The organism is Anoxybacillus sp. ST70, from assembly GCF_019553625.1.
GTDB classification, from domain to species: domain Bacteria; phylum Bacillota; class Bacilli; order Bacillales; family Anoxybacillaceae; genus Anoxybacillus; species Anoxybacillus gonensis.
In genome coordinates this window covers 85,086-110,712 of the sequence record NZ_JAHZOF010000005.1, presented here as the reverse complement: position 1 = coordinate 110,712, position 25,627 = coordinate 85,086, and the positions used below count along the sequence as shown (strand labels likewise).

Here is a 25,627-nt window from a genome sequence, read left to right as displayed (position 1 = left end):
TCACCATATCTCCATTGATATCTATTAATAAATACTTTTATTCAAATAATTTTTTCTGCTCAACATGACTGTTAATATCAAACCATGCTGGATTTCTATCAATTAGCTTTAACACATCATCCATATTGAAATATGTGTTTTCTGGATAAAGTTTACTAATGATTTTTTCTATTAATTCAAAATCTTCCTCTGTGTCCACTGTCCAACGATGCTTACTTTCGTCCTCCTCGTTTGAAACATTACAAAGTCTGAATTGATCAGGATGATGATACATATAGGCCGTTACATGCTCTCGATATACCGACCCTTTTGCTTCTTCATGAGCTCTTTTTAACACTTCATACGACACTACTTCTGTATCCATCCCTCGCGGATATGTACGCGTTAATGTGTTTGACACATAATCGTATCGATCTCTATTATCCAAATATTGTTCAACCACTTTATCAATAACCATCGGATCAATAATTGGACAATCGGATGTTAAACGAACGATTACATCTACACCAAATGTTGTTGCTGCTTCATAATAGCGCGACAACACATCCTCCTCCGAACCACGATAGTAAGGAATCGAAAGTTGCTGACAAAGTTGAACGATTGGGTCATCACTTTCTTTCGTCGTTGTCGCAATAATTATTTCATCAATCGTTTTCGCTCTTTTTACCCTTTCAATTTGATATTCAAGTAACGTTTTATCAAGTACTTTTTTTAATACTTTCCCCGGAAGTCTAGTTGAGCCCATACGCGCTTGGATAATCGCAGCAACCTTCACTTTCTCACCTTCTTATTTTTTGTAATAGGCTATCGTCCTCTTTACAGCATGAATTACATCGTTAACATCTTCTTCACTCATCGCTGGGAATAAAGGCAACGTAATCACTTCTTCATACAATTTTTCAGCATTTGGACACATTCCTTTTTTGTAACCCAGTTGTTGATAATAAGGCTGTAAATGAATAGGGATGTAGTGAACGTTGACACCAATGTTTTGTTGTTGAAGTGCTTCAAAAATTTCGCGTCTTGACGCTGTTAGTTTATCCAATTTCAATCGAATCATATATAAGTGCCAACTTGAATCTCCATCTTTATGTTGGAATGGCGTAATAATTTCATTCACATCTTTGAACACTTCATTATACATTGCAACAAATTTTCGACGAAGTGCAATAAATTGATCAATCTTCTTCAGCTGGCTCGTCCCTAGCGCTGCTTGAATATCAGTCATTCGATAATTATAACCAAGGAATTGCATTTCATAATACCAAGGACCGTGATATTCTTTCAGTTTTTCCTTATCGCGCGTAATCCCATGAGAGCGGAATTGTAGTAATTTCTCATAATACTCTTCATTATTCGTCGTAATCACACCACCTTCACCCGATGTAATATGTTTTACTGGGTGAAAGCTGAACATCGTCATATCACTAATGGAGCCGATTTTTCTACCCTTATATGTCGCTCCTAACGCATGCGCTGCATCTTCAATGACGACAAGGCTATGCTTTCTGGCGATTTCTAAAATACGGTCTAGTTCAACCGGTTGACCTGTGAAATCAACAGGGATGATAGCCTTTGTCTTATTCGTTATCTTCTCTTCGATTTTATTTGGGTCAATATTGTACGTTTTCTCATCAATATCCGCAAAAACAGGTATCCCACCTTGATAAAGCACACAATTCGCACTTGCAGCAAAGGTCATCGGTGTTGTGATCACTTCATCTCCTTGACCAATCCCCGCCGCAAAACAAGCACCATGGAGCGCTGCTGTGCCATTCGAAAAAGCAACAGCATATTTTGCCCCGACATATTGTGCAACAGCTTGTTCAAATTTTGAAATATCCGGACCGGTTGTTAAGTAATCTCCTTTTAATACTTCTACAACTGCTTCAATGTCCTCCTCATCAATCCATTGCTTTCCATAGGGCAAATATGATTGACGAATCGGTTCCCAAGATGTTGACTTCCCCACCTTATCATCTCCTCGAAAAATGAAAACAACTACTTTACATTCCATCTACCAACTCTCGTAACTCTTCCACCGTTAACCATTGCGTGTTCGTATCGCTCGTATATTTAAATCCATCTGGAAGCGTTTTTCCTCCTTCTACATACGCTTCAGACCACCATGGAAACTCCGGTTGAATAACATAATAAGTGTCAAATTCCAAAGTACGGCGAGCATCATCTTCCGTAATCATCGCTTCATGAAGCTTCTCTCCCGGACGGATACCAACAATTTCAATTTCACATTCTGGTGCAATCGCCTTGGCTAAATCAACTACTCTCATACTTGGGATTTTCGGAACAAAAATTTCTCCCCCACGCATACGTTGTAAGTTATCTAACACAAATTGCACACCTTGATCAAGGGTGATCCAGAAACGTGTCATTCTCTCATCTGTAATCGGCAACTTGCCTGTATGGCGCATTTTCTTAAAGAACGGAACGACACTCCCTCGGCTGCCAACTACATTTCCGTAGCGAACTACTGAAAACTTCGTATCCTTAAATCCAACATATGAATTCGCAGCCACAAATAACTTGTCTGATGCAAGTTTTGTTGCACCATAGAGATTGATAGGAGCCGCTGCTTTGTCCGTACTTAAAGCAATCACTTTTTTGACTCCTCGATCGATCGCTGCTTCAATGACGTTTTGCGCTCCGTAAATATTCGTCTTAATCGCTTCGAACGGATTATACTCGCATGCTCCAACATGTTTCAGTGCTGCTGCATGTACAACAATATCTACCCCATCAAACGCTCGATACAAACGATCTTTGTCACGGACATCCCCAATAAAAAAACGGAGGCGAGGATCGTTATATTCTTGCGACATCTCATATTGTTTTAACTCATCCCGACTGAATATGATAACTTTTTTTACATCATAGGCCAATATAGTTTTTACAAATTTTTTCCCAAATGATCCTGTACCGCCAGTAACAAGGACGACTTGATTTTCAAACATTTCTATCACCTTTTTCTATATCTTACTTTAATTCCCCTCAACGTCGTTACATTGAACAAATTGTCCTTCGATCATATTGTCGATAAATGGCGCAATTTCGTATTCAAACAAATCCGCAACTAATACATAATCTTGTATTTCCAATCCCTCGTTAATCTCATATAAATATTCATTCAGCCCCTCCATTGATACGCTAAATGCAAAACCATTCTTTTGCATTAAATGTACAACTTGAAGAAGCCATGACGCCCCTTCTACAAATTGAGCAAGTAGCTGTAGCGCCTCTCCAACGTTATCTTTCCTTAGTTTTTCGGCAATCGTTACACAACCATCTTTTACACGAAATAAATATGAAAAAAAAGTTTCTTGGGTCTCTTGAATAAGCTGATTCATCATCATTCCCCTTTCATATTTGCTATTTTTTCTTTTATTCTTTTTCGCAACTCACTTAAATAAAACACCGTTTCGCTAGCTGCCTTTTCCACTCCTCCATATAAGGCTTTCGAGCGGTGATATACTCGATGGAACATTTCTTTTTTTGTTTCATTTTCACTCGGCAAAAATTCACATAAAATATGATATACAATAGGCATTAATAAATATTGCATAATCCCTGTTTTTAGTTGTTCATCTAGCTTTCGATCATATTTATTTAATTTTTTCAATATATGTTCATCAAAATACTGGTTTGAACGATTTTTACCTAGCAAACGAATCGCCTTTTTACAAATATCAGCAACCTCTTGATACTTTTCTATTTCCCTCTCTATTCTCTCTAAAAACACTTCCCATTCTTCCTGACTTCTTTTTTGAGGCTGTACAAATTGGTCAACGAATACGGTTCGCCCGTCATCAAAACGAATATATTTTTCAATAAATTGTTTAAACGGGATTTGCTTATATCCTTCTAAACGTACGCCACCTTCTGTACAGTTAAATAAACGGTTGCTATCGTCAACAAAAGAAGCAAACTGTTCAAACGATGTTTTCATCGAGTAAAATCCATAATCCGTCAAAACCTCATCACCGAAATACCCTTCGGTATAAAACATTCCACGTTGCTTTTTATCTTCTTCGCTTATTTCACGATAAAAACGGTTATGTTGAGCATGCGTTTGATTGTTTGTGTAAGCTAAATCTTGTCCGATTAAACAAATTGGTCCCGAAGTCAGGCGATGTGCGATAAATAAAGCAAAATTCGCCACAGAACCACCAGACAGCACAGATGGAACATGCTTATTCAACAGTTGTGTCGTTAAGCTCGCCATGTCATAGTCCATATTGTTTGGAATAAAAAACGCTCGTTTTCCTTTATGCTCATCAATAATTTGATGGTGAACTAATAAAGAGTAAATAACAAATATATCGTCCATATCGATCGATTCGAAATGCAAATAGTTATTTATTCCTCCATCTATTGTAACAACAATGTGTGGTTTTATATGATGAGCAAGCAGCGTATTAATTGTAGAACCTGCACAAATAATTAGCGCCTTTTCTCTTACTTGCTCTAATAAAGGCAGCTGTTTTGTTAAAGAAGGTCCGCCAGCAACGATAATCGCTGGCGCATCAAACTGTTTTTCTAAAACTTGCAGCCCTTCGTCTTCAAATGCATGCACTAAATTAAACAAATAATTTTTTTGCCAATCATGCGCAAAAAAATTGAAAGTATTCCTATTTATTTTCTCCATAAAAACAACATCTTTTGCTTTTTTAAAACATTGCTTGCAAAGTTCCGAGTATATTTTATCGTAATTTGGCGAAATGATAAATTGAGCACCTTGCGGAAATCTTTTTATAAACACTTGTAAAATCGCTTCAAATTCGTCGACATGTTCAATCACGGCCACTTTTATACGCTCATTATTTACATGGGTGCTCTGAATATCTTTTTCAAGCGCTCGATTCGGCTCGACGACAAGAAGAAATTCATCGCTCGTTATCTTTTTTGCAAATTGTTGCACAATATATCCATTTCCGTATCCAAACAAAATGTGAAGATGATGTTTTTTATAATGTTTTTCAACGTACACCTCTGCTTCTTTTATTGGATCGTACTTGCTATGTAATAAATAGCCTGCCATTTTAAAAACAGGCAACCCTTCTCGTTTCGAATAAATCGTTTCGATATTAACTTGTTCAACCATAACTTTTCTCCTCTCATCTTTATGGAAGAGTAAATTAGCTCTCCTTTTATATCGGCACATTTTCACTCATTTGTTATATATTTTAGAGCAAAAAATAAAAAGAGACCTTAGAACCGCGCCTAAGATCTCTTTTTATGTTAATTAGCGAAGCAATTGCAATACGCCTTGTGGTTGTTGGTTCGCTTGCGCTAACATCGCTTGTGCTGCTTGCATTAAAATATTGTTTTTCGTAAACTCCATCATTTCCTTCGCCATGTCAACATCACGGATACGTGACTCAGCAGCAGTTAAGTTTTCTTGTGTTGCACCTAGGTTGTTAATTGTATGCTCTAAACGGTTTTGTACCGCACCGAGTTTCGCACGTTCGCTAGAAACTGTTTCAATTGCACTATTAATTGTTGAAATAGCGTCATCAGCAGCAGTTTGAGAAGAAATGCTTAATCCGCTCACACCTAAGCCGCTTGCAGTCATGGCATTAATTGTTAATGTGATCGCTTGACCAGAATTCGCACCGATATGGAAAGTTTTACCATTAAACGTACCATCTAACAGTTTTTGTGTGTTAAATTCTGTATTGTTTGCAATACGGTTAAGTTCAGAGATTAATTGATTCACTTCTGCTTGTAGAGCATCACGATCTTCTTGTGTGTTTGTGTCATTTGCTGATTGCACAGCAAGTTCGCGCATGCGTTGAAGGATTGCGTGAGTTTCCGTTAATGCACCTTCTGCTGTTTGAATTAATGAGATAGAGTCTTGTGCGTTTTTAGTAGCCATTTCAAGACCGCGAATTTGACCGCGCATTTTTTCAGAGATAGCAAGACCTGCAGCATCGTCGCCTGCACGGTTGATGCGGAAACCAGAAGAAAGCTTCTCAAGGTTTTTCGCTGTTTGCGTGTTGTTGAATGCTAATTGACGGTGCGTATTTAACGCTGAAATGTTGTGTTGAATTCTCATGTTCATTTCCTCCTTGAATTATATTTTTCTACATCCATGTAGTTGGGTGCGCAAGAAACAAAGTATATCTCCTGCTCCCAATCTTTATATCGGAGTGAATATAAAAATGTTTAGTCATTTTTTTATTTTTTTATTGTTTTTTTAGCTGATCGAATAAATGCTGTGAAACGTGCAGTGCTTGCTTATTTTCTTCTTGAATGAGCCGATACACTTCTTTGCGGTGCACATCGATATGCTTCGGAGCAACGACCCCTAACTTTACTTGATCTCCTTCAATGGCTAACACTTTAATCTCAATAGTATCCCCAATCATAATAGATTCATTTTTTTTCCGGGTAAGAACGAGCATTATCGTTCCCTCCCCTCGTTCACTTCACGCAAAGAAAAACGAATCGGATAATCGGTATTGTGCAGAATCAATTGCTTTCCTATTTTATCTCGTACATTAATAACAACAGGTGCCTTTAAATTTAACGTTGATTCGACAAACGGCTCTTTCAGCGTCATAATAACATACACTAAACAATCTTCTGGAGACGTTAATTTTAATGTTTCCGCCTCATCTTCCGATAAGTCAAAAGCATATTCAGGATAAAAAGCAAACGGGTATGCAACGACAAACCCGACATGCTGATGATGAATAGACTGCAAAATGGCGAATGATGTCGATTCTTCAAGAGGCAAAATTACAAAATGCTTTTCTTCCTCGAATCCGGGAATTCCGTTTGGAAAGTATATAACTTGATCTTCACAAACTTCGACTTCGCCCAAAAATTTTGACACCATTTTCATCTTACCGAGCTCCTTCCTTATTTCACAGAAAAAGCGGCACATCAAGCACCGCTTCACATTTAATACTTCACATCAATCTGTATAGATGGATATTGAATCATATGACCAGAAACTTTCCCTTGTTTATACTCATGAATAGGCGGATTAACTTTCGCTTGGATAATCGGCTTATTCTTTTCCACTTCGATCTCCACGCGCGCTGGTTCATAGTGAACATCTACACTATCTACAGATGGAATAAATGTAATTCCAAGCTGGCGATATGGGCGCATGCCTTTTCCTGTTGCGATTTCTGCGATCGGATTACCGCCATGCTCGATTCGCATCAACCGTTCTCCTTCTTCCGCTTGTCTAGCAATCCCCTCAAGCAAAGCTTGGCGTCCTTCTTTAGCAAACCGGCTCGTCGACTCAAGCGGACCAATTAGCCCCATATCTCTCCATGCCCTTGATTGATCAATGGTGAGACGAGCAGGTTGTTTATAAATATGGAGCGAAGCCGGCGGCTGTTCGATATATAATTCTGCTTTAGGCTGCTCAATATGCTGTGTTGGTTTTTGTATGTTCAAACCGAGCATCGCTTTTACAGTACGAATTTGTATTTGCGGCATATTCATTTTACTCACCTAACGCAAAAAATCAATTAATGTCGGCTGAATGATTCGCGCTCCTACACTTAGTGCAGCACGATGGACACTTTCCTGTGAAATAAGCTCTGTAATTGCTTTTTCGTAATCAATATCCTCGTTATTCGACATCACTTTTGTCGTAATAACTTCTTGTGTCGCTAAGCGATTTTCCATCATTTCCACTCGATTTTGTTTCGCCCCAAGTTCCGAACGAGCTGCCAACAAGGCATTTTGTTGATTCTCAACTTGTGTTAAATAACTACCAATTGTATTCCCTGTACTCCCTGGGTTATTCAAAGCTGTCTTCAAGTTTTGTAGCATGCCAACGATGCCAGTCGAGGCATCTCCAAATAAAGCCGCACCATCAATATTCACTTCTAATTCAATTCCATCAAACACTTCAATTTTCACTTTGTTATTGTTTGTGCCAGCTGAAAACGAAGGGTCATCTGGATAGCCAACAAATAGTGGATTTCTTGTGTCAGTTCCGTGAAAAATATATTTTCCACCTACTTTCGTATTAGCAATATCAACAATATGTTTTTGTAGTTGGTCAATTTCATCTGCAATTTTTTTGCGGTCATCAGGTGTTGCTGTATCTGTTGATGCTTGGACGACGAGCTCTTGAACACGTTGCAGTGCCATTCCCACTTTATCCAGTGCATCATCAGCACTGTCAATCCAGTTATGCACTTCACCAATATTCCGCTGATATTGCTTTACACGTTGCAAACTCTCACGATACGCAATTCCTTTCATCGCCACAACAGGATCATCAGAAGGGCGAGTAATCTTTTTTCCTGTCGTTAATTGCTCCTGAATCGTTCCAAGCCTTTGATAACTTGTCGATAAATGTCGTAACATATTATGAGCAAGCATTGATTGTGTTACTCTCATCTCATCCACCTACCTTTATATTCCGACACGTCCCATACCGTTAATAATTTTATCAAGCATTTCATCAACGACTGTAATCATGCGCGCAGCTGCACTGTACGCATGCTGAAATTTAACTAAATTTGTCATCTCCTCATCAAGAGAAACGGAGCTGACAGACTGGCGATTTTCATTGACAGACTTAGCTAACGTGTCGGCATTCACTTTCATTCTTTGAGCTTGTTGACCATCTACACCAATTTGCCCAATGAACCCTTCATAGAACGTTTGAATCGTTCCACCTTGAATAGGAACAGAAACAGGACTTCCTGAAATGGTGACCGTTCCACTCGTAATAAGCAAATCTTTTATTTTAGATAGATTTAGGGCATTTTCACCATTCCCAGGTTCGTTTAATGCAGTAGAAGCCGCAATTTTAGATAAATCGTTAATGCTCACTTGGATTGCACCCGCCGCTCCACTTACTGAACCCACACTAAAGAAGTCCAATCCTGTTGAGTTATCAAGTCCATATCCCGCGCGATGTTGGGCATTAAACATTTCCGCAAACGAGTATGCCATTTGATCTAATTTATTCAACATATCCGGATAATATCCAACAACGCTAGTAGGCGTACTTCCATACCCGTATGCTTCAATTAATGCTTTTATTTTTCCGTTCGCAAAGTCGTTTGGGGCAATCGTCGTACCGTCTGATAAAACAACGTTACGAACATATCCATTCGGATTCGTCGGGTCGCCAGAAATGCTCGGATCGATCGATAACGTTTTATATCCTGTACTTGATACAACTTCAATGGCTGCGCCAGTTGAATCAACGATTGAAATTTTGTAAATCCCCTCAGCAATCGGCAAAGCATTGCCACCCGTTGGTTGCTTGTCTACTTTTACTTGCACATACTTCGACAATTCGTCCACAAGCGCATCACGCCGATCATACAAGTCGTTCGGCAAATATCCATTCGGTTCAATCGCTTTGATTTGGTCGTTTAATTCACTAATTTGTCTTAAAATGGAGTTTACATCCAATAACCCCGTTTTAATTTGTTGACCTAAATCTTCACGAATTTGCGTCAGCGAACTATGCAAATAGTTAAAAGATTCTGCCACAGCAATGCCACGTTGTCTAACCGCTGCACGCGCACCCTCATTTTCTGGACTAACACTCAAATCTTGGAGAGACTCCCAAAATTGTGTCATCGCCTTCGCCAAGCCAAACTCAGTCGGCTCATTCATCACATCTTCCATTCGGCTAATAGCATCCAAACGCGTACTCCAGTAACCTGACTTCGTGCTTTCATTGCGATATTGGTAATCTAAAAAACTATCTCTTATTCGCTGAATCGATCCTGCTTCCACCCCTGTTCCCATCTGCCCCGGAATATTCGGGCGATTCATTGAAGCTGCTGGATATGGCTCTGTTTGGTTAAAATTCACACGTTGTCTCGAAAAATCCGGCGTATTAGCGTTCGCGATATTATGCCCTGTTACGTATATAGCTGATTGTTGTGTAAACATGCCCCGTTTAGCGACTTCTAATCCATGAAATGTAGACCTCAATGATATCTCCTCCAGCTTTTTATTTACACTTTCGAATCAAAAATAGACTGTCGCTCCTCATAAGAAGTTGGCTCATTGTTAGCACGATATTGTATATCTTTTCTTTGCGGATGCAACGCATCAAGCATGACGCAAACAAACTGTAACGATTGCTCAATAAGTTGTTGATTCAGCTCATTTATCCGTTTAAGTTCTTCAATATGCTGTAATAATTGCTTTCGCAACTCATGGAGAATCTTCTGTTCTTGCTCATCTGCATAACGCAAACATGATTCTACTGTTTGCTCTCCATCAATCCCTGTGATTTGCGTAACTATTCGCGCACGCTTTTTTTCTAACTGATTAAGCATCGCTACGTGTACTTGTTCTTCTCTTACAATGTCATCTAAAGCAGCGAAGTCCCCTTTTTTTAGCGCTTCCGTCTTTCTGTTTGCACTACTTTTTAATTGTTGATGCGTTTCGATATAATCACGCAACACACCAACAAGTTGCTGAATAGACAAATGAATCGCCCCTTTATGCCCATCTACTGCTTTCCTTGTTTATAAAACGCATATATACTTTTTGCTACTTCATAATTGTCAATTTGATACGTCCCGTTTTGCACACGTTCTTTTATGTCAGCAAGTTTTTTTTGCCGTTCTTTCTCCCATAAAGCTAACTGTTGCAGTTCTTTTGCCTCAACAGAAATATCGACTTGATCATTTTCTTTTAAACGCTTATGTTTTGAGACATCGCTTTCTATTCTGGAGCGATACGCATAAACATTTGACAGACGAACATGATCGATTCTCATCCTACTCCCTCCTTTTTTTCATGTATTACAAAACGAACGTTTCTTTATATTTATTATCGTCAAAAGAAAAAAAACATTTACAACAACACATTACTTTTCATCTTTTTTTATATAATATGTTGGGTTATTATTTTGTTTGTCTTTTCTTTTTTCTTCTTCATAGATCATATGAAGTTGTTTATTGACGTCTTTATTGCACGATTCACATAATTTTCCTTCACGAATAATTGTTCCACATCGAGCGCAAGGATATCCTAAATGAGGAAATTGACGTAATTGTAACCTCCCTGTTTTGATAAATTTGAACAACAATGCCTCTTCAACACCAGTAGCTTCTACGACTTGGGTAATTGTTGCCATCCGATTTTCTCTTTTACGTAAAAAATTATATACAACCTCAAAAGCTTCTTCCTCTTCCTTATAGCATTTCTCGCATATATCGCGAAATTTTGTTTTAAGAAACAGACCTCCACATACCGGACAATTGTCAAGATTCATAATTACCTCCCCCTTCTTTACTCTATACATATATGTTAATGATTAACCCTCGAATCGCATCAATTGTACCTAATAAATCTAATGTCGTTTTTTGTTCATTTAACAAATCTTCTGTTAATCGGATCAGTTGCTTGTCAATTTCTTTTACAATTTTATATACGCGAGATCGTCCATTCCACCCAAATCCATACTGCTCTGATAATTGAAACCCATTTTTTACCGTCTCATCGATGCATTGTTTTACAAGCTTTTTATATTTCCTTAAATCTTCTATTGTCCGCGATTCAACAAGTTTTTTTCCTTGTTCTTCAATTTCCCTGATTCTCTTTTCGAATTGTTCACCAACTAACCGATGATGCTGTTGACCTATTATTTCTGAAAATGATATTGAAGAAGATACAACTTGTTTTGTTTGCGATACATCAACAGAACCTATACTTTCCACTCTTTTGATTTCCATGTCGTCCGCTCCTATGATCGTTCAATTGCACGAATCAATTTTAACACTTCTCCAATTGCTGCGTATAGCTGTACAGGCATTCGATATTCTGGATCCATTAAGTTTTTAGCCAACTCCTCATCTTTTTGCACATACGGATAGTTCGTTAGTATATCCATTGTACTTACATTCACCGAAAAAGAGCCAGACTTTTGTTCGTAACTCGATATGGCCGTAAAATAATGATTTCCGTTCATATTCTCCACTCACGTTTCCTTTCTACATTCTTTGTATATTTAAGTTCAGGATCAGCGACTTCTTCTTTCGGTTCTTCTAGCTTGGCAATAACAATATCTCTTACTCGATACCCAATAGTTTCTAAATTTTCTTTTGTTGTGTTTATAAAGCTACGCAACGATTGATCAACTGCATCATCTTCTGTACGAATGGTTAATGTCACTTGTCTTTGTAGCGCTTGAAAAGAAACAGATACTTTTCCGTACCGTTCTGTATTCAACAAAAAGTATAAATAGCAATTTTCCCAATCTACTTTCCCATTTGCATTTCTCGAATGCAAATAAATTTGTACCGTTTTTATTTCCTCACCTTGTAAAAACGGTAATTGATAAAACATTGTTTGGGTATGACTTTCTTCTTGAAACTTGCTTAACAGCTGTTGCCCAGTAATATTCATCAACGCCTGTTCGGCTGTTTTAAACAAAGGATGCCCTTCATTTTTGGTCATTTTTATTAACCACGTTTTCAAGTTTTCTGCCGGCACTAAATCTTTCTCTACCAACAAAGAGCGAACAAGATCCTTTTCATGATAAAAACCAAGTTGGCGAAACTGTTCCAACACGTAGCGAGCAGACACTTCATCGTCCTTTGGCGGATGGGATAACATATGTTTCAATTGTTGAAATATTTGTTTTTCCATCGTCCAATGGCGGTTTAATTTTTCATTTGATGAAATGCGCACTATTTTTTGTTGAGAAGGTTGGAATTGAATTTGTTGAAGCATGTTCTTACTTTCCTGCACACATTTCAACGCTTGATCCATGCGTCCGTTTATTATCTCTGTTTTCGCTTCGGCAAGTTTGGCACTAATTTGAAGAAGTTTTTTCTCCATCTCCATATCAGCTAAATTTATTAAGTCTCCTTGTGAAATGACACGATCAAGCGCACGAACGGCTGCCTCGATAAAGTGTTTTCCTCGCTCTCTTGTTTGTAAATTTTGCTCCTTTTTAATAATCTCTATTGCTTTTTCTATTTTTGTATTTATATTTCTTTTTTCCTCTTTGAAATTACGCTCAGCCTCTGTCATTTTTTCTGTTACTGTTTTTACGATTACTTCTTTCATCTGTGAAGGTACAGATGGCATCCACTCTTCCTTAATTGAAAACGAAGAAATTTCTCCATATGTTAACTGCTCACTTTGTATAGTGTCATCTTGTACAACGAGAGGATCTATCACTTTCATCAATTTATTCAATTGTTCATCAAAACTAGATTCCTTCAACGCTTCATGAATGCATTGCAATTGAAAAGTGTTGATCGGTATCTTTTTACTAACCATCGTTTCAATCGTTTTTATTTTTTCTTTGACTGTCCCTTCTGCCATTTCAAAAAAACGCTGTAAGTTTAATTTTTCTTCGAGAGATAAACTTTTCCCTTGCTTGGAAAACATTTTTTCAATATCTTGTAAAAAATGTGAATTGATGTGCCCTTCTCGTTTCTCACATACTACGTTCCATATTCCGTCAGATTCACTTACGAATCGGACAAAACATGTTGATTCCTTCGGCACTTCTCCCTCGAATTGAACGTGTACATCTTGTCCTTGTATCGTCACAATGGCTTCACCATTTCCTAAATGCTTTTTTACCTTCCCAACATATACGCCTTCAGAACATAGCGGAGAAAAAGAATATAGAGATTGTACACGATTCATCGCCATCTCCCCACGAAGTTCCATCACCACTCACACTCCACTCACTCTTTTCTTTTATTATCGGCATACAAAAAGACAATGTTAACTACGAATTAATGTAAACGAACAAATATCTTGCGCACCTGCGTCATAAAGAAGTTTTGCCGCTTCGTGCACCGTCGCCCCTGTCGTGTAAATATCATCTACGATTACAATGCGCTTTCCTGCGACACTTCCTTCAGCGACAAAAAACTTCCGTCCGACAAAGCGTTCACGTCTCGTTTTTTTCGATTGTTTTTCGCCGTCGATCCGTCGCAAAGGGGAAATGATTGGAAATGGTAAAAGCGAAGCAATCGCTTCCGCTTGATTAAATCCGCGTTCAACTAATCGAGAAGGGCTAAGAGGAATAGGGACGAGAAGCACATCAGAAGAAAAATGTTTCGAGAAAACTGCGCGAATATCATGACGAAACGCTTCGACAAGCGCATAATCACCGCGAAATTTAAAACGGTTCATCACTTCTTTCATCCAATCATTATACATATACACCGAGACGTTTTGTTTTAAAGCACTTTTTCGTTTCTCCCACGCGATACAATCTTCACATACCGCTTGATCACTGAAACGGCTGCATCGTTCACAACAACTTCCTTCCAGACGAATAAAACGTGCACGGCAACGCGGGCAACAAACATCCGCTTGACGAATCGTCAAAAGGATGGAAAACGACATGTGTGGCATCCATTCATCATGACAAATGACACATTTCATTCGTCGATCAATCCTCTCTTTCGCGCTTCTTCGTTCATACGTACAATATGGCGCTTTGCTTTAAGCATTGCTTTCGTTTTTCCAAAATGAAAAAAGCGAATATCACCTGTCGGATATTGGGCACTCCGCCCGACCCGTCCAGCAATTTGCACGAGCGCACTTTCGGTAAAAATCGGTTGTTCTGCGCCTAACACAGCGACATCAACGTTGGGCACAGTCACCCCGCGCTCTAAAATGGTCGTTGTCACGAGAATAGGAATTTGCCCGCGCCGAAAAGCGAGCACTTTTTCTTTTCGTTTCGGATCTTCGGCATGCACCCCTTCAATGTGCGGATGAAATTGTTGCAAGTACGGAACAACTTGTTGTAACAAGTCGATGTGGGGAACGAATACAAAAGCTTGCTTCTTTTGTTCTAAACGGGCATACATCCATTGAACGACACATAAAGGTAAACGGTGGTGACGCCACTTTTTTTGCCAATTGCCGCACCATTCAAATGTAGGGACAGGGAGTGGGTGACGATGATAGCGCGCAGGAATGGTTACCGCTTTTCGCTTTCCACTTTTTACTTCATATTGCCATTGTTCGTTAGGTGTTGCGGTTAAGTAAATGAGTGAAGACGTCGGTTTTCGAGCACGTTCAACGGCATACGAAAGCATCGGATCAACGCTATACGGAAATGCATCCACTTCATCAACAATCATGACATCGAACGCCCGATAATACCGAAGTAGTTGATGCGTCGTTGCCACCGTCAATGAAGCAAGTTTACCACGGTCTTTGCTACCGCCATATAATGCCGCCATATCGACCGATGGAAATACGCTCGCCAAGCGCGGAGCTAGCTCTAATACGACATCTGTGCGCGGAGCGGCGATGCAAACGCGCTTTCCGCGCGACAGCGCCAGATTGATTCCCGCAAATAACACTTCCGTTTTTCCTGCACCACATACGGCCCAAACGAGCAAAGAGTCGTTTCGATCAATCGCCTGACACACTTCGTCGGAAGCAAGTTGTTGGGCTGGGGATAGTTTACCGCTCCATTTCAGCGGTGAAGAAAAAGAGGTGGAGGGAATTGGGCCCGTCCATATGACGAGCGGATTGCATTCGCTACATCGTCCCATCATGACACATTTTCGACAATACGTACATATGCGTCCGCACCGAGCGCACGGAAAAGAGGCAAAAAGTTGTTGATCCTCATTGTCGCATCGCACACAGCGATAACCTTTTTTCGTTTTGACGATACTGTCAACGATTTGAACATGTTTCGCATCATGAGAAAAAGAAAGTTCAGACTTTAGCAGCTGCTTGCCTGCGAGATGCAACGAAATCACCTCACTAAAAAAGAAGTGGACGAGTCGCCCACTTCTTCTATTCGCGCTAATCAAAAGAATTCCTGTTTATTTTTTGTACCAACCGAATCCCATTGCTCCTTCACCTAAATGTGTGCCAATGACCGGTCCGAAATAACTAAGGAAAAATTCAACGTGCGGGTATTGTTGTTCGAGCTTTTCTTTCCATGCGCGCGCTTCTTCTTCACGATTCGCATGAATGATGACCGCACGCATCGGAACGCCCAGCATCGCATCTTCAGCAAATAGCTCTTCTATTCGGCTTAACGCTTTTTTACGTGTACGAATTTTTTCAAACGGCACGATCACTTTATCAACAAAATGTAAAATCGGTTTCACTTGTAAAAGGCTGCCGATAAACGCTTGTGCGCCACTTAGCCGCCCACCGCGCTGCAAATGGGATAAATCATCAACCATAAAATAAGCGCGCACCGATCGCTTCATTTCATCTAGCCGCGCAATAATCGCCTCTGGATGCATACCTGCTTGTGCCATTTCTGCTGCCTCTATCGCATAAAAACCTTGCACCATGCAGCTAATTTCCGAATCGTATGCATACACGCGAATGCCTTCAACCATCTGCCCTGCGGAAACGGCTCCTTGGTACGTTCCACTAATGCCGCTTGATAAATGAATCGAAATGACCGCATCGTATTGTTTTGCAAGCTGCTCAAACGTTTCAACAAATAGACCAATCGGCGGCTGTGACGTTGTCGGCAGTTGTTCGCTCGTTTTTACTTTATCAAAAAAATCTTCTACACCTATATCGATTTCTTCTCGATACGTTTCCGTTCCAAAGACAACACTTAAAGGAATGATATGTATATTCAACTGTTCGCGAATATGCTTCGGGATATATGCTGTACTATCTGTTAAAATCGCCGTTTTCATTGCCTTTACCTTCCTTGTCCAAAATTTTTCCTACTTGCATTGTACTACATTATAAATATCCTTGCATTGAAAAAGGTTGTCGAATTCACTCGACAACCTTATTTCACTTCCACCCAGCCGTTTTTAATCGCAACAACAACCGCTTGCGTGCGATCATTAACATTTAATTTTTGCAAAATGTTGCTTACATGGTTTTTGACCGTTTTTTCGCTAATAAATAGCGCATCAGCAATACCTTTATTACTTTTTCCATCGACCAACAACTGCAACACTTCACATTCGCGGCGCGTCAATAAATGGTACGGTCGGCGTATCGCTTGTTTTTGCTTCTCTTGTCCTGTTCCCTCTCCAGCGACGAGACGACGATATTCTTTCACAAGATTATGCGTCACTTTCGGATGCAAGTACGAGCCGCCTTCCGACACAACACGAACTGCTTCAACTAAAGCGTCAGCATCCATTTCTTTTAACAAATATCCCATCGCCCCTGTTTGCAAGGCGTGCATGACGTAACTTTCATCATCGTGAATCGACAAAATGATCACTTTTGTATCCGGATACGCCTCGATGAGTTGGCGCGTCGCCTCCACGCCATTGACATGCGGCATATTAATGTCCATGATGACGACATCTGGTTTATATTGATCAACAAGCGCCAGCGCTTCGTCTCCATCGCATCCTTCCGCAACAACTTCAAAATCTTGTTCAAAATCTAAAATGCGTTTAATTCCTTCTCGAAATAGTTTATGGTCATCAATTAAAACGATGCGCGTTTTCACTGTTGTTCCCCCTTCTCTTGCATCTTATGGAGCGGTATATGCATTGTAACGATCGTTCCGCGTCCAAGTTGTGAGTAAAGATGTAGCTTCCCTTCCAACCATTCGATACGCTCACGCATACCGATTAATCCGAATGCTTTATCTTTTTTTTCATTCGGATTAAATCCTTTGCCATCATCTTTCACGACGATCAGCAAACTATCTTTTTTTAGCTCTATTTTCACTTGAATCTCCTTCGCCTCCGCATGCTTTAACGCATTTTGCACAGCTTCTTGCACGAGGCGGAAAATAGCGACTTCAAAACGATCGGACAAGCGACGCACTTCTCCTATGTATGTAAACGTGATGGTTTTTTTATAATATTCTTCGATCGTTTGTAAATATTTTTTTAACGTTGGAATTAAACCGAGATCATCAAGCGCCATCGGACGCAAATCGTAAATGATGCGGCGCACTTCGTATAAAGCAGAGCGCACCATTTTTTTTAAATCGCGCACTTCACGAATCGCTTCCTCCGCTCCGCGTTCACGATAAATGCGTTCAATTAAGTCGGAACGCATAATGACGTTCGCGAGCATTTGTGCTGGGCCATCGTGTATTTCTCGCGACAACCGCTTCCGCTCTTCCTCTTGCGCTTCAATAATGCGCAATCCAAATTCTTGCTTTTTGTTTGCCCCCTCAATGAACTCACTTAACTCTCGAAAGTCTCCATTTAAATAACCGAGCACAACGGTCACTTGTCCAATTAAATGATCGGCTCGTTCAATCGTTTCTTTCACAGAAGCTAACCGTCTTTCTAATTCATCTCGGCGCCGACGTAATTGTTTTTCCTTTTCTCTTGTCATTGCAAGTTCCATTTGTAGCGAATGCGCTTTCTCATATGTTTGACGGATTTCCTCTTCAGAGTATAACGAAAAGCTTTTACTTACTTCTGATAGACGTTGACGTGCTAGCCTTTCCTTTATCTCCAATTGATCCGCCTGCTGAATAACTCGACTCACCTCTCCCTTGATTTCATAAAGTTCAGCGAGTAATCGATCACGTTCCTTATACGACTGTTCGCTAATATGAAAAATTTCCTTTTTGCTTTGACCTACCGTTTCAATCATTTTTTTTACAATTCGGTCGAGCTCTTTTGCATTTATTTTTTTATTGGACATACACACCACCTGAGAAAAAATGAACAAAAGTCAAAAAAACAACTTTTCTGACTTTTATTTAAATGCTCTTCTTGCTTTGAACATCAGACAGATCGTTTTATAATTTTCATTATAGCATGTTTCATCTATTTCCATCAGCATTTTTCGACAAAAAACGCACAACATTCCAATAAGTATTCGAGGTGATTACACGTTGTTAGAGGCATACTATACGGTAAAAGGATATGGAGAGGCAGAAATCGTCATTGAAAAATCGCGCTTCATTTGTTACGTCGAACGAGCAACAACAGAAGAAGAAGCGATTCGCTTTATCCAACAAATCAAGAAAAAACATTGGGATGCAACACATAACTGTTCCGCATATATGATCGGCGAACACGATCACATTCAAAAAGCAAACGATGATGGCGAACCGAGCGGCACGGCAGGCGTTCCAATGCTCGAAGTGTTGAAAAAGAAAAAGTTAAAAAACACCGTCGTCGTTGTCACACGATATTTTGGGGGCATTAAACTCGGCGCTGGTGGGCTTGTGCGCGCTTACGGAAAAGCAGTGACAGAAGGACTAAAAGCCGCAGGCATTGTCGAACGTAAACTGATGCGGATCATGCATACAACGTTTGACTATACATGGCTTGGGAAAGTCGAAAATGAACTGCGCGCCTCTACTTATACGATAAAAAACATTCATTATGCAGAACACGTAACGATTGACACATATGTCGAAGAAAAACAAAAAGAAGATTTCCGCGCATGGATGACAGAACTGACTAATGGGAAAAGCACCATTACAGATGGCGAGCATGTATACGTCGAGTTTGATGTCGCGCAGTAAAAAAATTTTCGTTTACGACTGCATAAAAATTTTGTAAAATGATGATTGTTTACATGTCGATATTTGTTGAACTTTTGAAAAAAGGGGAACGACGATGCAAAATAGACGAGCATATATGAAAAAAAGGAAAAAACGAAAAAAAGTATGGACATTTGTTCTACTCCCATTGCTTTTTCTTATCATCGGGGGAGGGGCATACGCCACGTTTCTTTTCAATAAAGCGCAGTCCGTCATTCAGCAGTCGTTTGAACAAATTGACGGACGCGAAAAATCAGAAAAGCGAATAAAAGAAGTTGATCCGAATTCAGATAACATTTCTGTTTTATTTATCGGCGTAGACGACAGCAACATTCGCCAAAAGAAAGGAATGGGAGCGGTACGTTCCGATGCGCTTGTCCTTGCGACATTTAACGTGAAAGATAAAACGGTAAAATTGCTTAGCATCCCACGCGACTCTTACGTGTACATTCCAATCGAGAAAAAATACGATAAAATTACACACGCTCATGCATACGGTGGAGTAAAAGCAACGGTCGAAACGGTTGAAGAATTGCTCGATATTCCAGTCGATTATTACGTCAAGATGAACTTTGAGGCGTTTGTTGATGTCGTTGACGAACTCGGTGGCATTGAGTTTGATGTCCCTTACGAACTTCGCGAAATGGATTCACATGATCGGAAAAACGCGATTCATTTAAAACCAGGCTTACAAACATTAAACGGCGAAGAAGCGCTGGCGCTTGCAAGAACACGTAAATATGACAACGACATCGAGCGCGGCAAACGCCAACAAGAACTGATGAAAGCAATCTTCAAAAAAGCGATGAGCGTAAAGTCGCTCACGAAATTTGACGATGTGATGGAAGCGGTCGGGAAAAACATGACGACGAACTTAACGTTTGAGGAAATGAAAGGCTTCTTTGCTTATGCAACAAAGGGAACAGGTGCAAACATCGAAACGCTTCATCTCAAAGGAGAAGACGCACGCATTAGCGGTGTATATTATTACCGACTTGATGAAGCAACAGTAGATGAAATTAAACAAACGTTAAAAACACATCTTGACGTATCGTCTTATCAAGCACAAACCGAACAATTCGCTCAAGAACAATGAAAGAGGGTGTCTCGCGAGACACCCTCTTTCATTTCATGAATTATGAAATTTTTTTCATGCCGCGAACCATCTTCAGTAGCGGACGATAATCTTTCCCGACAAGCCCAACTTTCTCGACAACAAGCTCAACAACAAGCAACACAAACGCAATGACGACTAATGCGCCAAACATCGTCGCTTTCGATAATACAACTGCGGCAAGGCCAAACATCGCTGCCATACCATAAATAATTAACACTGTTTGACGATGGCTGTATCCAAGACGCAATAAGCAATGATGCAAATGCGATTTATCTGGTGCGGATAACGGTTGCTTATTAACGATGCGTCTGACGATCGCAAATAACGTATCTGAAATAGGTACCCCTAAAATCAAAATCGGGATAATTAACGAAAACACCGTAACGTTTTTAAAGCCGAGAAGCGATAACACAGAGATCATATAGCCTAAAAATAATGCCCCTGTATCGCCCATAAAAATTTTCGCTGGATGGAAATTATATAAAAGAAAACCGAGCGTACTTCCGAGCAATAATAAACTCATCGCAAAGACGAACACGTACGTATTGCCCATCGTCGCTGCCATTCCAGCAATCGTGACAAGCGCAATGGACGATACGCCAGCAGCTAAACCGTCCAAACCGTCAATTAAGTTAATGGCATTGGTAATCCCGATAATCCAAAGCATCGTAATCGGGATGCTTAATAATCCAAATTGTAAATGGCCACCAAATGGCAAGTTAATAAAATCAACGCGAATGCCGCCGTACACGACGACAATGGCGGCAATAATTTGACCGAGCAGCTTCCACTTTGGCGGCAACTCATATATATCATCAAGCACACCCGTTAACACGATGATTGTCGCACCAATGACAATCGCCGTCGCATATGGGCTAGCTGGTTTCAATACAAAATAGCCGACGATAAAACTAATAAAAATCGCTAATCCACCTAAACGAGGCATAATTTTTTGGTGCACTTTCCGCTGATTTGGCTTGTCCGTTGCCCCAACTCGAAACGCCAACCATTTCACGACAGGCGTAATGAGCACAGCTAAAACAAAACAAAGAAATAAGGTGAAATAAACCATAGGAAACCTCCCTATTCGTTAGCATTCCCGATTTTTCAATCAATTATTGTTTAAAAAGTAACACTTTCTACCATCTCTTTTCACAAACCTATCAGACATTATACCATAAATTTTAAAATCGACAAATGGAAAATAGAAAACTAGAATGTTGTTACATTTTCGTCCTTTTTGTTGAAATGATTTGTTATAATGTGAGATAAATAGAAATGAGGGAGGAGAAAACGGTGAAAAAAAGAACGATTGTCATGATGGTGCTTGCAGCGATGTTAACTGTTTCTGCATCAAAAGCACTGGCAAATAGCGAACCTGTTTTAGCAAGTGTAGAATGGGTGCTGGCAAAAATAAACCCGCTAAATGAGCGCGTCACGAAACTTGAACAGCGCGTTCAACAGCTCGAGCAAGAAGTGGAGAAATTGAAACAACAAATAGAGGCGGCGAAATAATGATGAAAAGCATTCGATGGATCGTAGTCGCTTTTAGCATGTTTCTTTTTATCCCAACATCCGTTGATGCAGCAACATATCCGACACCGGTAAAGGTAAAACTATTGCCGACCGCAACGTTCCTGGCGACAGTAAATGGAAACTATCAACTCATTGATTTGAAAACGAAACAAGTGATCCCATTTACAAATCCGATTGCCTTTTCGCAAATGAACGGATCGGTCGTCGCAACGATCAATGGTGTTTCTTACACATCGACAAGCGGTTTTTTATTAGATGAAGTGACAAGAAACGATCAACATGACGTCACGATCGGCAGCATTCAACAAGCAAACGGCACATCAGCACCTGTAAAATACCGAGGTTCGTTTGAAATTACACCAGGACAAACGGCACCAAACTTATTTAATACGTTAGACATGGAAGACTATTTAAAAGGTGTTGTCCCTGGAGAAATGCCATCATCTTGGCATAAAGAAGCGTTAAAAGCACAAGCTGTCGCTGCACGCAGCTACGCATACGCTCAATTGAAAAAATCATCATTTTTGCAAATGACGGTGGCGAGCCAAGTGTACGGTGGAAAATCAAAAGAACAAGCAACATCTACCGCAGCAGTCAACGAAACAGCAGGTGTGTATGCAACATATCAAAATGAGCCGATTGCTGCCTATTTTCATTCAAGTTCTGGCGGGAATACAGAAAATAGCGAAAATGTGTGGAGTGGCGCTGTTCCTTACATTCGCTCTGTTTCCGATCCGTATGATCGTCATGCGAGCAATCCACATTACGGATGGAACGGAAAAGTCGCAACAAATGTCGTATCATCCAAATTTAAACTAACAAACGAACAAGTCGTGTCGCTTCGTGTCACGCAAAAAACAAGTGCAGGAAGCGTGCAACAAATGGAAGCGACTATGTACAATCCTGCCACAGGGCAAAAACGTACTGTGCAAGCGCGACCTTCGTTTGTGTCATCACCTGATGCATTTCGTTCATTTTTTGGCGTTTCATTAAAAAGTATTGCTTTCGATGTCAAAGGAAATGCCAATGTAAAAGTAAAACTTGCGGACGGTTCAGAACAAACGGTCGATCATATTGTTGGCTACACACTTCAAACAAATAGCGGACAAACGATCATTTCAAACGGAAATGCTTCGATTCGTACAGAAAATGAAACAATTTACTATCCAACCGCGCCAACTGAATTTACATTCACAGGAAATGGATGGGGGCATCGACTGGGCATGAGCCAATGGGGTGCGCGTTCAATGGCGGAAAAAGGGTTTACGTACGATCAAATTTTAAAGTACTACTATAAAGGAATCGAAGTAAAAAAAATCAAATAGGCTGTGCACATGCACAGCCTATTTATTTTGCAGCGCTCGATCCATAAATGTAGCAAAGTGAGCGCGGGTCGTCGGTTGTTCTGGATAAAAATAGCCATTACTTCCTTCCGCAATCCCATGTTGAGAGATAATGCGAATTTCTAGCGCCCCTTCTGTTCCGTTTGTTACATCTTTATATCCTGCATATGGCGCTGACGTTGCCTGCAAGCGAAAAGCGCGCTGAATAATCATTGCCATATGTTTTCGCTTCATGGACTCTTGGGGGGCAAAACGATTGTTTGGGTACCCTCCGACAAAACCAGCCTCATATGCTGTCATAATTTCGCGGGCAAACGGATGAGAATTTGGGACATCCGCAAAAATCGATGGCTTGTTTGATAACGGAAGTTGAAATGCTCTAACAAGCATTGCTGCTGCTTGCGCACGCGTAATCGCCTGATTCGGAGCGAATAAACCATCCCCCACGCCACCAACAATGTTTTGACGATATAAACGAGCGACCGAAACATACGCCCAATGACCGAGCGGAACATCTTTAAACACTTGCGGCGATTCTGCAGCTGTTTTCATTTTCGTGAGCTGTTGCTCCAATTGTTTCATCTTTTCGTCGATTTGATTTAAACGGCTATTCGTATCCGCTATTTGTTGCTCTGTCCACGGCGCTGTTGCAATTTCTTGCTCTTCACTTGCCCCCGCGTGTTCCTGCTCGCACGCTGTTAAGACCAACACGAAAACAAAAACGATAGGGAAAATCCACTTGCGCACCATGCCACCTCCTCTATTGTGATGTATAGTATTTCACAATCCCTTGATAAATCGCTTCAGCATATAGATTTTGATATTCGGCTGACGTTAATTTCGCACGATCTTCTGCGTTAGAAATAAATCCAAGTTCGACGAGCACGCTTGTCACACTATTGTTGCGTAAAACGTAAAGTCCGCTATTTTTCACGCCGCGATCGACCATATTCGCCATGCGGACAATCTCCTCTTGAATGTATTGTGCTAACTTTTTACTTTCCTCTCCGTTCGGATTCGTCGATGAATCGTAGTACACTTCTGCTCCTTTCGCACTTGTATTTGTCGCCGAATTTGTATGAATGCTGACAAACATTTCTGCGTAGTTGTTTTTCGCGATATTTACACGATCTTGCAACGTCGGATACACATCTGTCTCTCGCGTCATAATAACGGTTGCGCCTGCTTTTTCAAGTTTTTCTTTTACAAATTTCGCCACTTCAAGCACAATCGTTTTTTCGTTCGCTCCTCCGCTCATGGCGCCAGGATCTTTCCCACCGTGTCCTGCATCAACGACAATAATGCGCCCTTTCACAGGAGAACCTGCGATATTTCGCAATTTTAAATACGTTTTATGCACGTAAGCAAACTGACCGTTATAAGCAATTTTTGCCCAATAGCCATTAAGATCGTACACATCCACAACTTGTCCTTTTTGCAATGTTCCAACAAGCACCCCTGTCGCTGCTGGTGTTTGTCGAACATTAAGCGTAGCAGTCGTTACCGTTCCTTGAATGTTCGTTTTTCCTTGTTCGATTAAGTCCGGCAACGGCAAACGGAACTGATCGTTAATCGTCCGAGCTAACAACGTCGCAAATTCAGCACGGGAAATGGCGTCTTTCGGAAAAAATTGTCCGTCCCGTCCGTTCGCTATACCGTGATAATATAGACGATTAATGTGCGCAAGGGCCCAGTGACCTGTCGTATCTTTAAATACGGAAGCAGCCTCAACCGCAGCACCTTTGCTCGGAAGGGAAAAAGCGTTCACAAGAACGATGCTCATTTCCGCGCGGGAAAGACTGTCATTTGGACGAAAATTCGCCGTACCGTCTCCTCCCATAATGCCAAGCTGTACCGCACGCGCAATCCAGCCACGCGCCCAATGATTGGCCGGGATATCTTGAAATGACAACGTTCCGTCTTTCCACTCTGTCTGTCCGAGAGCGCTGACGATCATTTTCGCCGCTTCTGCCCGCGTCACCGATTGCGCCGGACGAAACACCGACGTTTGTCCAACTTGATAACCGTTAATAATTTGCGCATGTGCTAAAAAATCAATTTCATTTTTTGCCCAATGACCATCTCCAACATCGACAAATCGTCCTTCTTGCTTTAATTCTGTATTTGCCCAACTATGCATAGGAACAGAAAAAAAAGCAAGAAAAACGATCAAAAGACAATATACGTGACGTTTCCCCAGCATATTCTTCTCCC

At 40.5% G+C, this 25,627-nt stretch carries 29 protein-coding genes; 4 read left to right on the top strand and 25 right to left on the bottom strand.

The genetic code is table 11. The features are described 5' to 3' along the window. Nucleotides 1–37: 37 nt before the first annotated feature. From K1I43_RS08620 to K1I43_RS08515, 22 genes are all read right to left on the bottom strand, one after another. On the bottom strand, nucleotides 38–775 hold the full coding sequence (locus K1I43_RS08620; protein WP_035066151.1) for a cytidylyltransferase domain-containing protein: 738 nt from the start codon (nucleotides 773–775) through the stop codon (nucleotides 38–40). A gap of 12 nt (nucleotides 776–787) precedes the next feature. Next, nucleotides 788–1,972: a UDP-4-amino-4,6-dideoxy-N-acetyl-beta-L-altrosamine transaminase gene (gene pseC / locus K1I43_RS08615; protein WP_035066148.1), complete on the bottom strand. Its 1,185-nt coding sequence runs from the start codon at nucleotides 1,970–1,972 to the stop codon at nucleotides 788–790. A gap of 34 nt (nucleotides 1,973–2,006) precedes the next feature. After that, nucleotides 2,007–2,972, bottom strand: coding sequence for a UDP-N-acetylglucosamine 4,6-dehydratase (inverting) (gene pseB / locus K1I43_RS08610; protein WP_019417503.1), 966 nt, complete (start codon nucleotides 2,970–2,972; stop codon nucleotides 2,007–2,009). A gap of 27 nt (nucleotides 2,973–2,999) precedes the next feature. Further along, entirely contained in the window at nucleotides 3,000–3,371 is a 372-nt protein-coding gene (locus K1I43_RS08605; RefSeq protein ID WP_238148393.1) for a hypothetical protein, read from the bottom strand. Beyond that, a complete protein-coding gene (locus K1I43_RS08600) occupies nucleotides 3,368–5,119 on the bottom strand; it encodes a motility associated factor glycosyltransferase family protein (RefSeq protein ID WP_049720907.1) in 1,752 nt (583 codons plus the stop codon). The genes K1I43_RS08605 and K1I43_RS08600 overlap by 4 nt, the downstream gene beginning before the upstream one ends. A 141-nt stretch (nucleotides 5,120–5,260) precedes the next feature. Further along, complete coding sequence (locus tag K1I43_RS08595; RefSeq protein ID WP_035066145.1) at nucleotides 5,261–6,073, bottom strand: flagellin N-terminal helical domain-containing protein; 813 nt, start codon at nucleotides 6,071–6,073, stop codon at nucleotides 5,261–5,263. Nucleotides 6,074–6,203: 130 nt separating this feature from the next. Further along, a complete protein-coding gene (gene csrA, locus K1I43_RS08590; protein ID WP_019417507.1) occupies nucleotides 6,204–6,422 on the bottom strand; it encodes a carbon storage regulator CsrA in 219 nt (72 codons plus the stop codon). Continuing rightward, on the bottom strand, nucleotides 6,422–6,865 hold the full coding sequence (gene fliW / locus K1I43_RS08585; RefSeq protein WP_019417508.1) for a flagellar assembly protein FliW: 444 nt from the start codon (nucleotides 6,863–6,865) through the stop codon (nucleotides 6,422–6,424). The genes csrA and fliW overlap by 1 nt, the downstream gene beginning before the upstream one ends. Before the next feature lie 59 nt (nucleotides 6,866–6,924). Further along, nucleotides 6,925–7,479 (bottom strand): DUF6470 family protein, encoded by a 555-nt coding sequence (locus K1I43_RS08580; RefSeq protein WP_035066142.1) that lies wholly within the window; start codon nucleotides 7,477–7,479, stop codon nucleotides 6,925–6,927. Between the two features lie 9 nt (nucleotides 7,480–7,488). Further along, complete coding sequence (flgL, locus tag K1I43_RS08575) at nucleotides 7,489–8,388, bottom strand: flagellar hook-associated protein FlgL (RefSeq protein WP_035066139.1); 900 nt, start codon at nucleotides 8,386–8,388, stop codon at nucleotides 7,489–7,491. Nucleotides 8,389–8,403: 15 nt separating this feature from the next. Continuing rightward, on the bottom strand, nucleotides 8,404–9,948 hold the full coding sequence (flgK, locus tag K1I43_RS08570) for a flagellar hook-associated protein FlgK (RefSeq protein ID WP_136260172.1): 1,545 nt from the start codon (nucleotides 9,946–9,948) through the stop codon (nucleotides 8,404–8,406). Nucleotides 9,949–9,971: 23 nt separating this feature from the next. Further along, nucleotides 9,972–10,451: a flagellar protein FlgN gene (locus tag K1I43_RS08565; RefSeq protein ID WP_019417512.1), complete on the bottom strand. Its 480-nt coding sequence runs from the start codon at nucleotides 10,449–10,451 to the stop codon at nucleotides 9,972–9,974. 23 nt (nucleotides 10,452–10,474) lie between these two features. Then, a complete protein-coding gene (gene flgM / locus K1I43_RS08560) occupies nucleotides 10,475–10,744 on the bottom strand; it encodes a flagellar biosynthesis anti-sigma factor FlgM (protein WP_019417513.1) in 270 nt (89 codons plus the stop codon). Nucleotides 10,745–10,834: 90 nt separating this feature from the next. Further along, on the bottom strand, nucleotides 10,835–11,242 hold the full coding sequence (locus K1I43_RS08555; RefSeq protein ID WP_019417514.1) for a TIGR03826 family flagellar region protein: 408 nt from the start codon (nucleotides 11,240–11,242) through the stop codon (nucleotides 10,835–10,837). A gap of 22 nt (nucleotides 11,243–11,264) precedes the next feature. Further along, a complete protein-coding gene (locus K1I43_RS08550) occupies nucleotides 11,265–11,702 on the bottom strand; it encodes a YaaR family protein (RefSeq protein ID WP_019417515.1) in 438 nt (145 codons plus the stop codon). 11 nt (nucleotides 11,703–11,713) lie between these two features. Then, nucleotides 11,714–11,938 (bottom strand): flagellar biosynthesis protein FlhB, encoded by a 225-nt coding sequence (locus K1I43_RS08545; RefSeq protein WP_128713021.1) that lies wholly within the window; start codon nucleotides 11,936–11,938, stop codon nucleotides 11,714–11,716. Then, complete coding sequence (locus K1I43_RS08540) at nucleotides 11,935–13,659, bottom strand: hypothetical protein (protein WP_220382645.1); 1,725 nt, start codon at nucleotides 13,657–13,659, stop codon at nucleotides 11,935–11,937. Before K1I43_RS08540 ends, K1I43_RS08545 begins: the two co-directional genes overlap by 4 nt. Nucleotides 13,660–13,713: 54 nt before the next feature. Next, on the bottom strand, nucleotides 13,714–14,382 hold the full coding sequence (locus tag K1I43_RS08535; RefSeq protein WP_019417518.1) for a ComF family protein: 669 nt from the start codon (nucleotides 14,380–14,382) through the stop codon (nucleotides 13,714–13,716). After that, entirely contained in the window at nucleotides 14,379–15,719 is a 1,341-nt protein-coding gene (locus K1I43_RS08530; RefSeq protein ID WP_019417519.1) for an ATP-dependent helicase ComFA, read from the bottom strand. Before K1I43_RS08530 ends, K1I43_RS08535 begins: the two co-directional genes overlap by 4 nt. 66 nt (nucleotides 15,720–15,785) lie before the next feature. Continuing rightward, nucleotides 15,786–16,628: a DegV family protein gene (locus K1I43_RS08525; protein WP_019417520.1), complete on the bottom strand. Its 843-nt coding sequence runs from the start codon at nucleotides 16,626–16,628 to the stop codon at nucleotides 15,786–15,788. A gap of 98 nt (nucleotides 16,629–16,726) precedes the next feature. Further along, on the bottom strand, nucleotides 16,727–17,407 hold the full coding sequence (locus K1I43_RS08520) for a response regulator (RefSeq protein WP_019417521.1): 681 nt from the start codon (nucleotides 17,405–17,407) through the stop codon (nucleotides 16,727–16,729). Next, the gene (locus tag K1I43_RS08515) at nucleotides 17,404–18,567 is read right to left on the bottom strand and encodes a sensor histidine kinase (RefSeq protein ID WP_026011638.1); all 1,164 of its coding nucleotides are present in this window, start codon (nucleotides 18,565–18,567) and stop codon (nucleotides 17,404–17,406) included. Before K1I43_RS08515 ends, K1I43_RS08520 begins: the two co-directional genes overlap by 4 nt. Nucleotides 18,568–18,760: 193 nt before the next feature. On the opposite strand from K1I43_RS08515, the gene K1I43_RS08510 reads away from it, so the two are divergent. Continuing rightward, nucleotides 18,761–19,399 (top strand): YigZ family protein, encoded by a 639-nt coding sequence (locus K1I43_RS08510; protein WP_019417523.1) that lies wholly within the window; start codon nucleotides 18,761–18,763, stop codon nucleotides 19,397–19,399. A 94-nt stretch (nucleotides 19,400–19,493) separates the two neighbouring features. Beyond that, nucleotides 19,494–20,513, top strand: a complete 1,020-nt coding sequence (locus K1I43_RS08505) for an LCP family protein (protein ID WP_019417524.1) — start codon at nucleotides 19,494–19,496, stop codon at nucleotides 20,511–20,513. 40 nt (nucleotides 20,514–20,553) lie between these two features. Here K1I43_RS08505 and K1I43_RS08500 read toward each other — a convergent pair whose 3' ends face one another. Beyond that, entirely contained in the window at nucleotides 20,554–21,606 is a 1,053-nt protein-coding gene (locus K1I43_RS08500) for a glycosyltransferase family 4 protein (protein ID WP_019417525.1), read from the bottom strand. Between the two features lie 224 nt (nucleotides 21,607–21,830). Between K1I43_RS08500 and K1I43_RS08495 the strand changes: the two genes are divergently transcribed. Further along, nucleotides 21,831–22,049, top strand: a complete 219-nt coding sequence (locus K1I43_RS08495) for a hypothetical protein (protein WP_019417526.1) — start codon at nucleotides 21,831–21,833, stop codon at nucleotides 22,047–22,049. Next, nucleotides 22,049–23,395, top strand: a complete 1,347-nt coding sequence (locus K1I43_RS08490) for a SpoIID/LytB domain-containing protein (protein WP_019417527.1) — start codon at nucleotides 22,049–22,051, stop codon at nucleotides 23,393–23,395. The genes K1I43_RS08495 and K1I43_RS08490 overlap by 1 nt, the downstream gene beginning before the upstream one ends. Before the next feature lie 18 nt (nucleotides 23,396–23,413). Here the strand turns inward: K1I43_RS08490 and K1I43_RS08485 are convergent, their stop codons facing one another. Both K1I43_RS08485 and K1I43_RS08480 read right to left on the bottom strand, forming a co-directional pair. Next, nucleotides 23,414–24,163, bottom strand: coding sequence for an S-layer homology domain-containing protein (locus tag K1I43_RS08485; protein WP_019417528.1), 750 nt, complete (start codon nucleotides 24,161–24,163; stop codon nucleotides 23,414–23,416). Nucleotides 24,164–24,173: 10 nt separating this feature from the next. After that, complete coding sequence (locus tag K1I43_RS08480) at nucleotides 24,174–25,616, bottom strand: N-acetylmuramoyl-L-alanine amidase (RefSeq protein WP_019417529.1); 1,443 nt, start codon at nucleotides 25,614–25,616, stop codon at nucleotides 24,174–24,176. Nucleotides 25,617–25,627 lie beyond the last annotated feature (11 nt).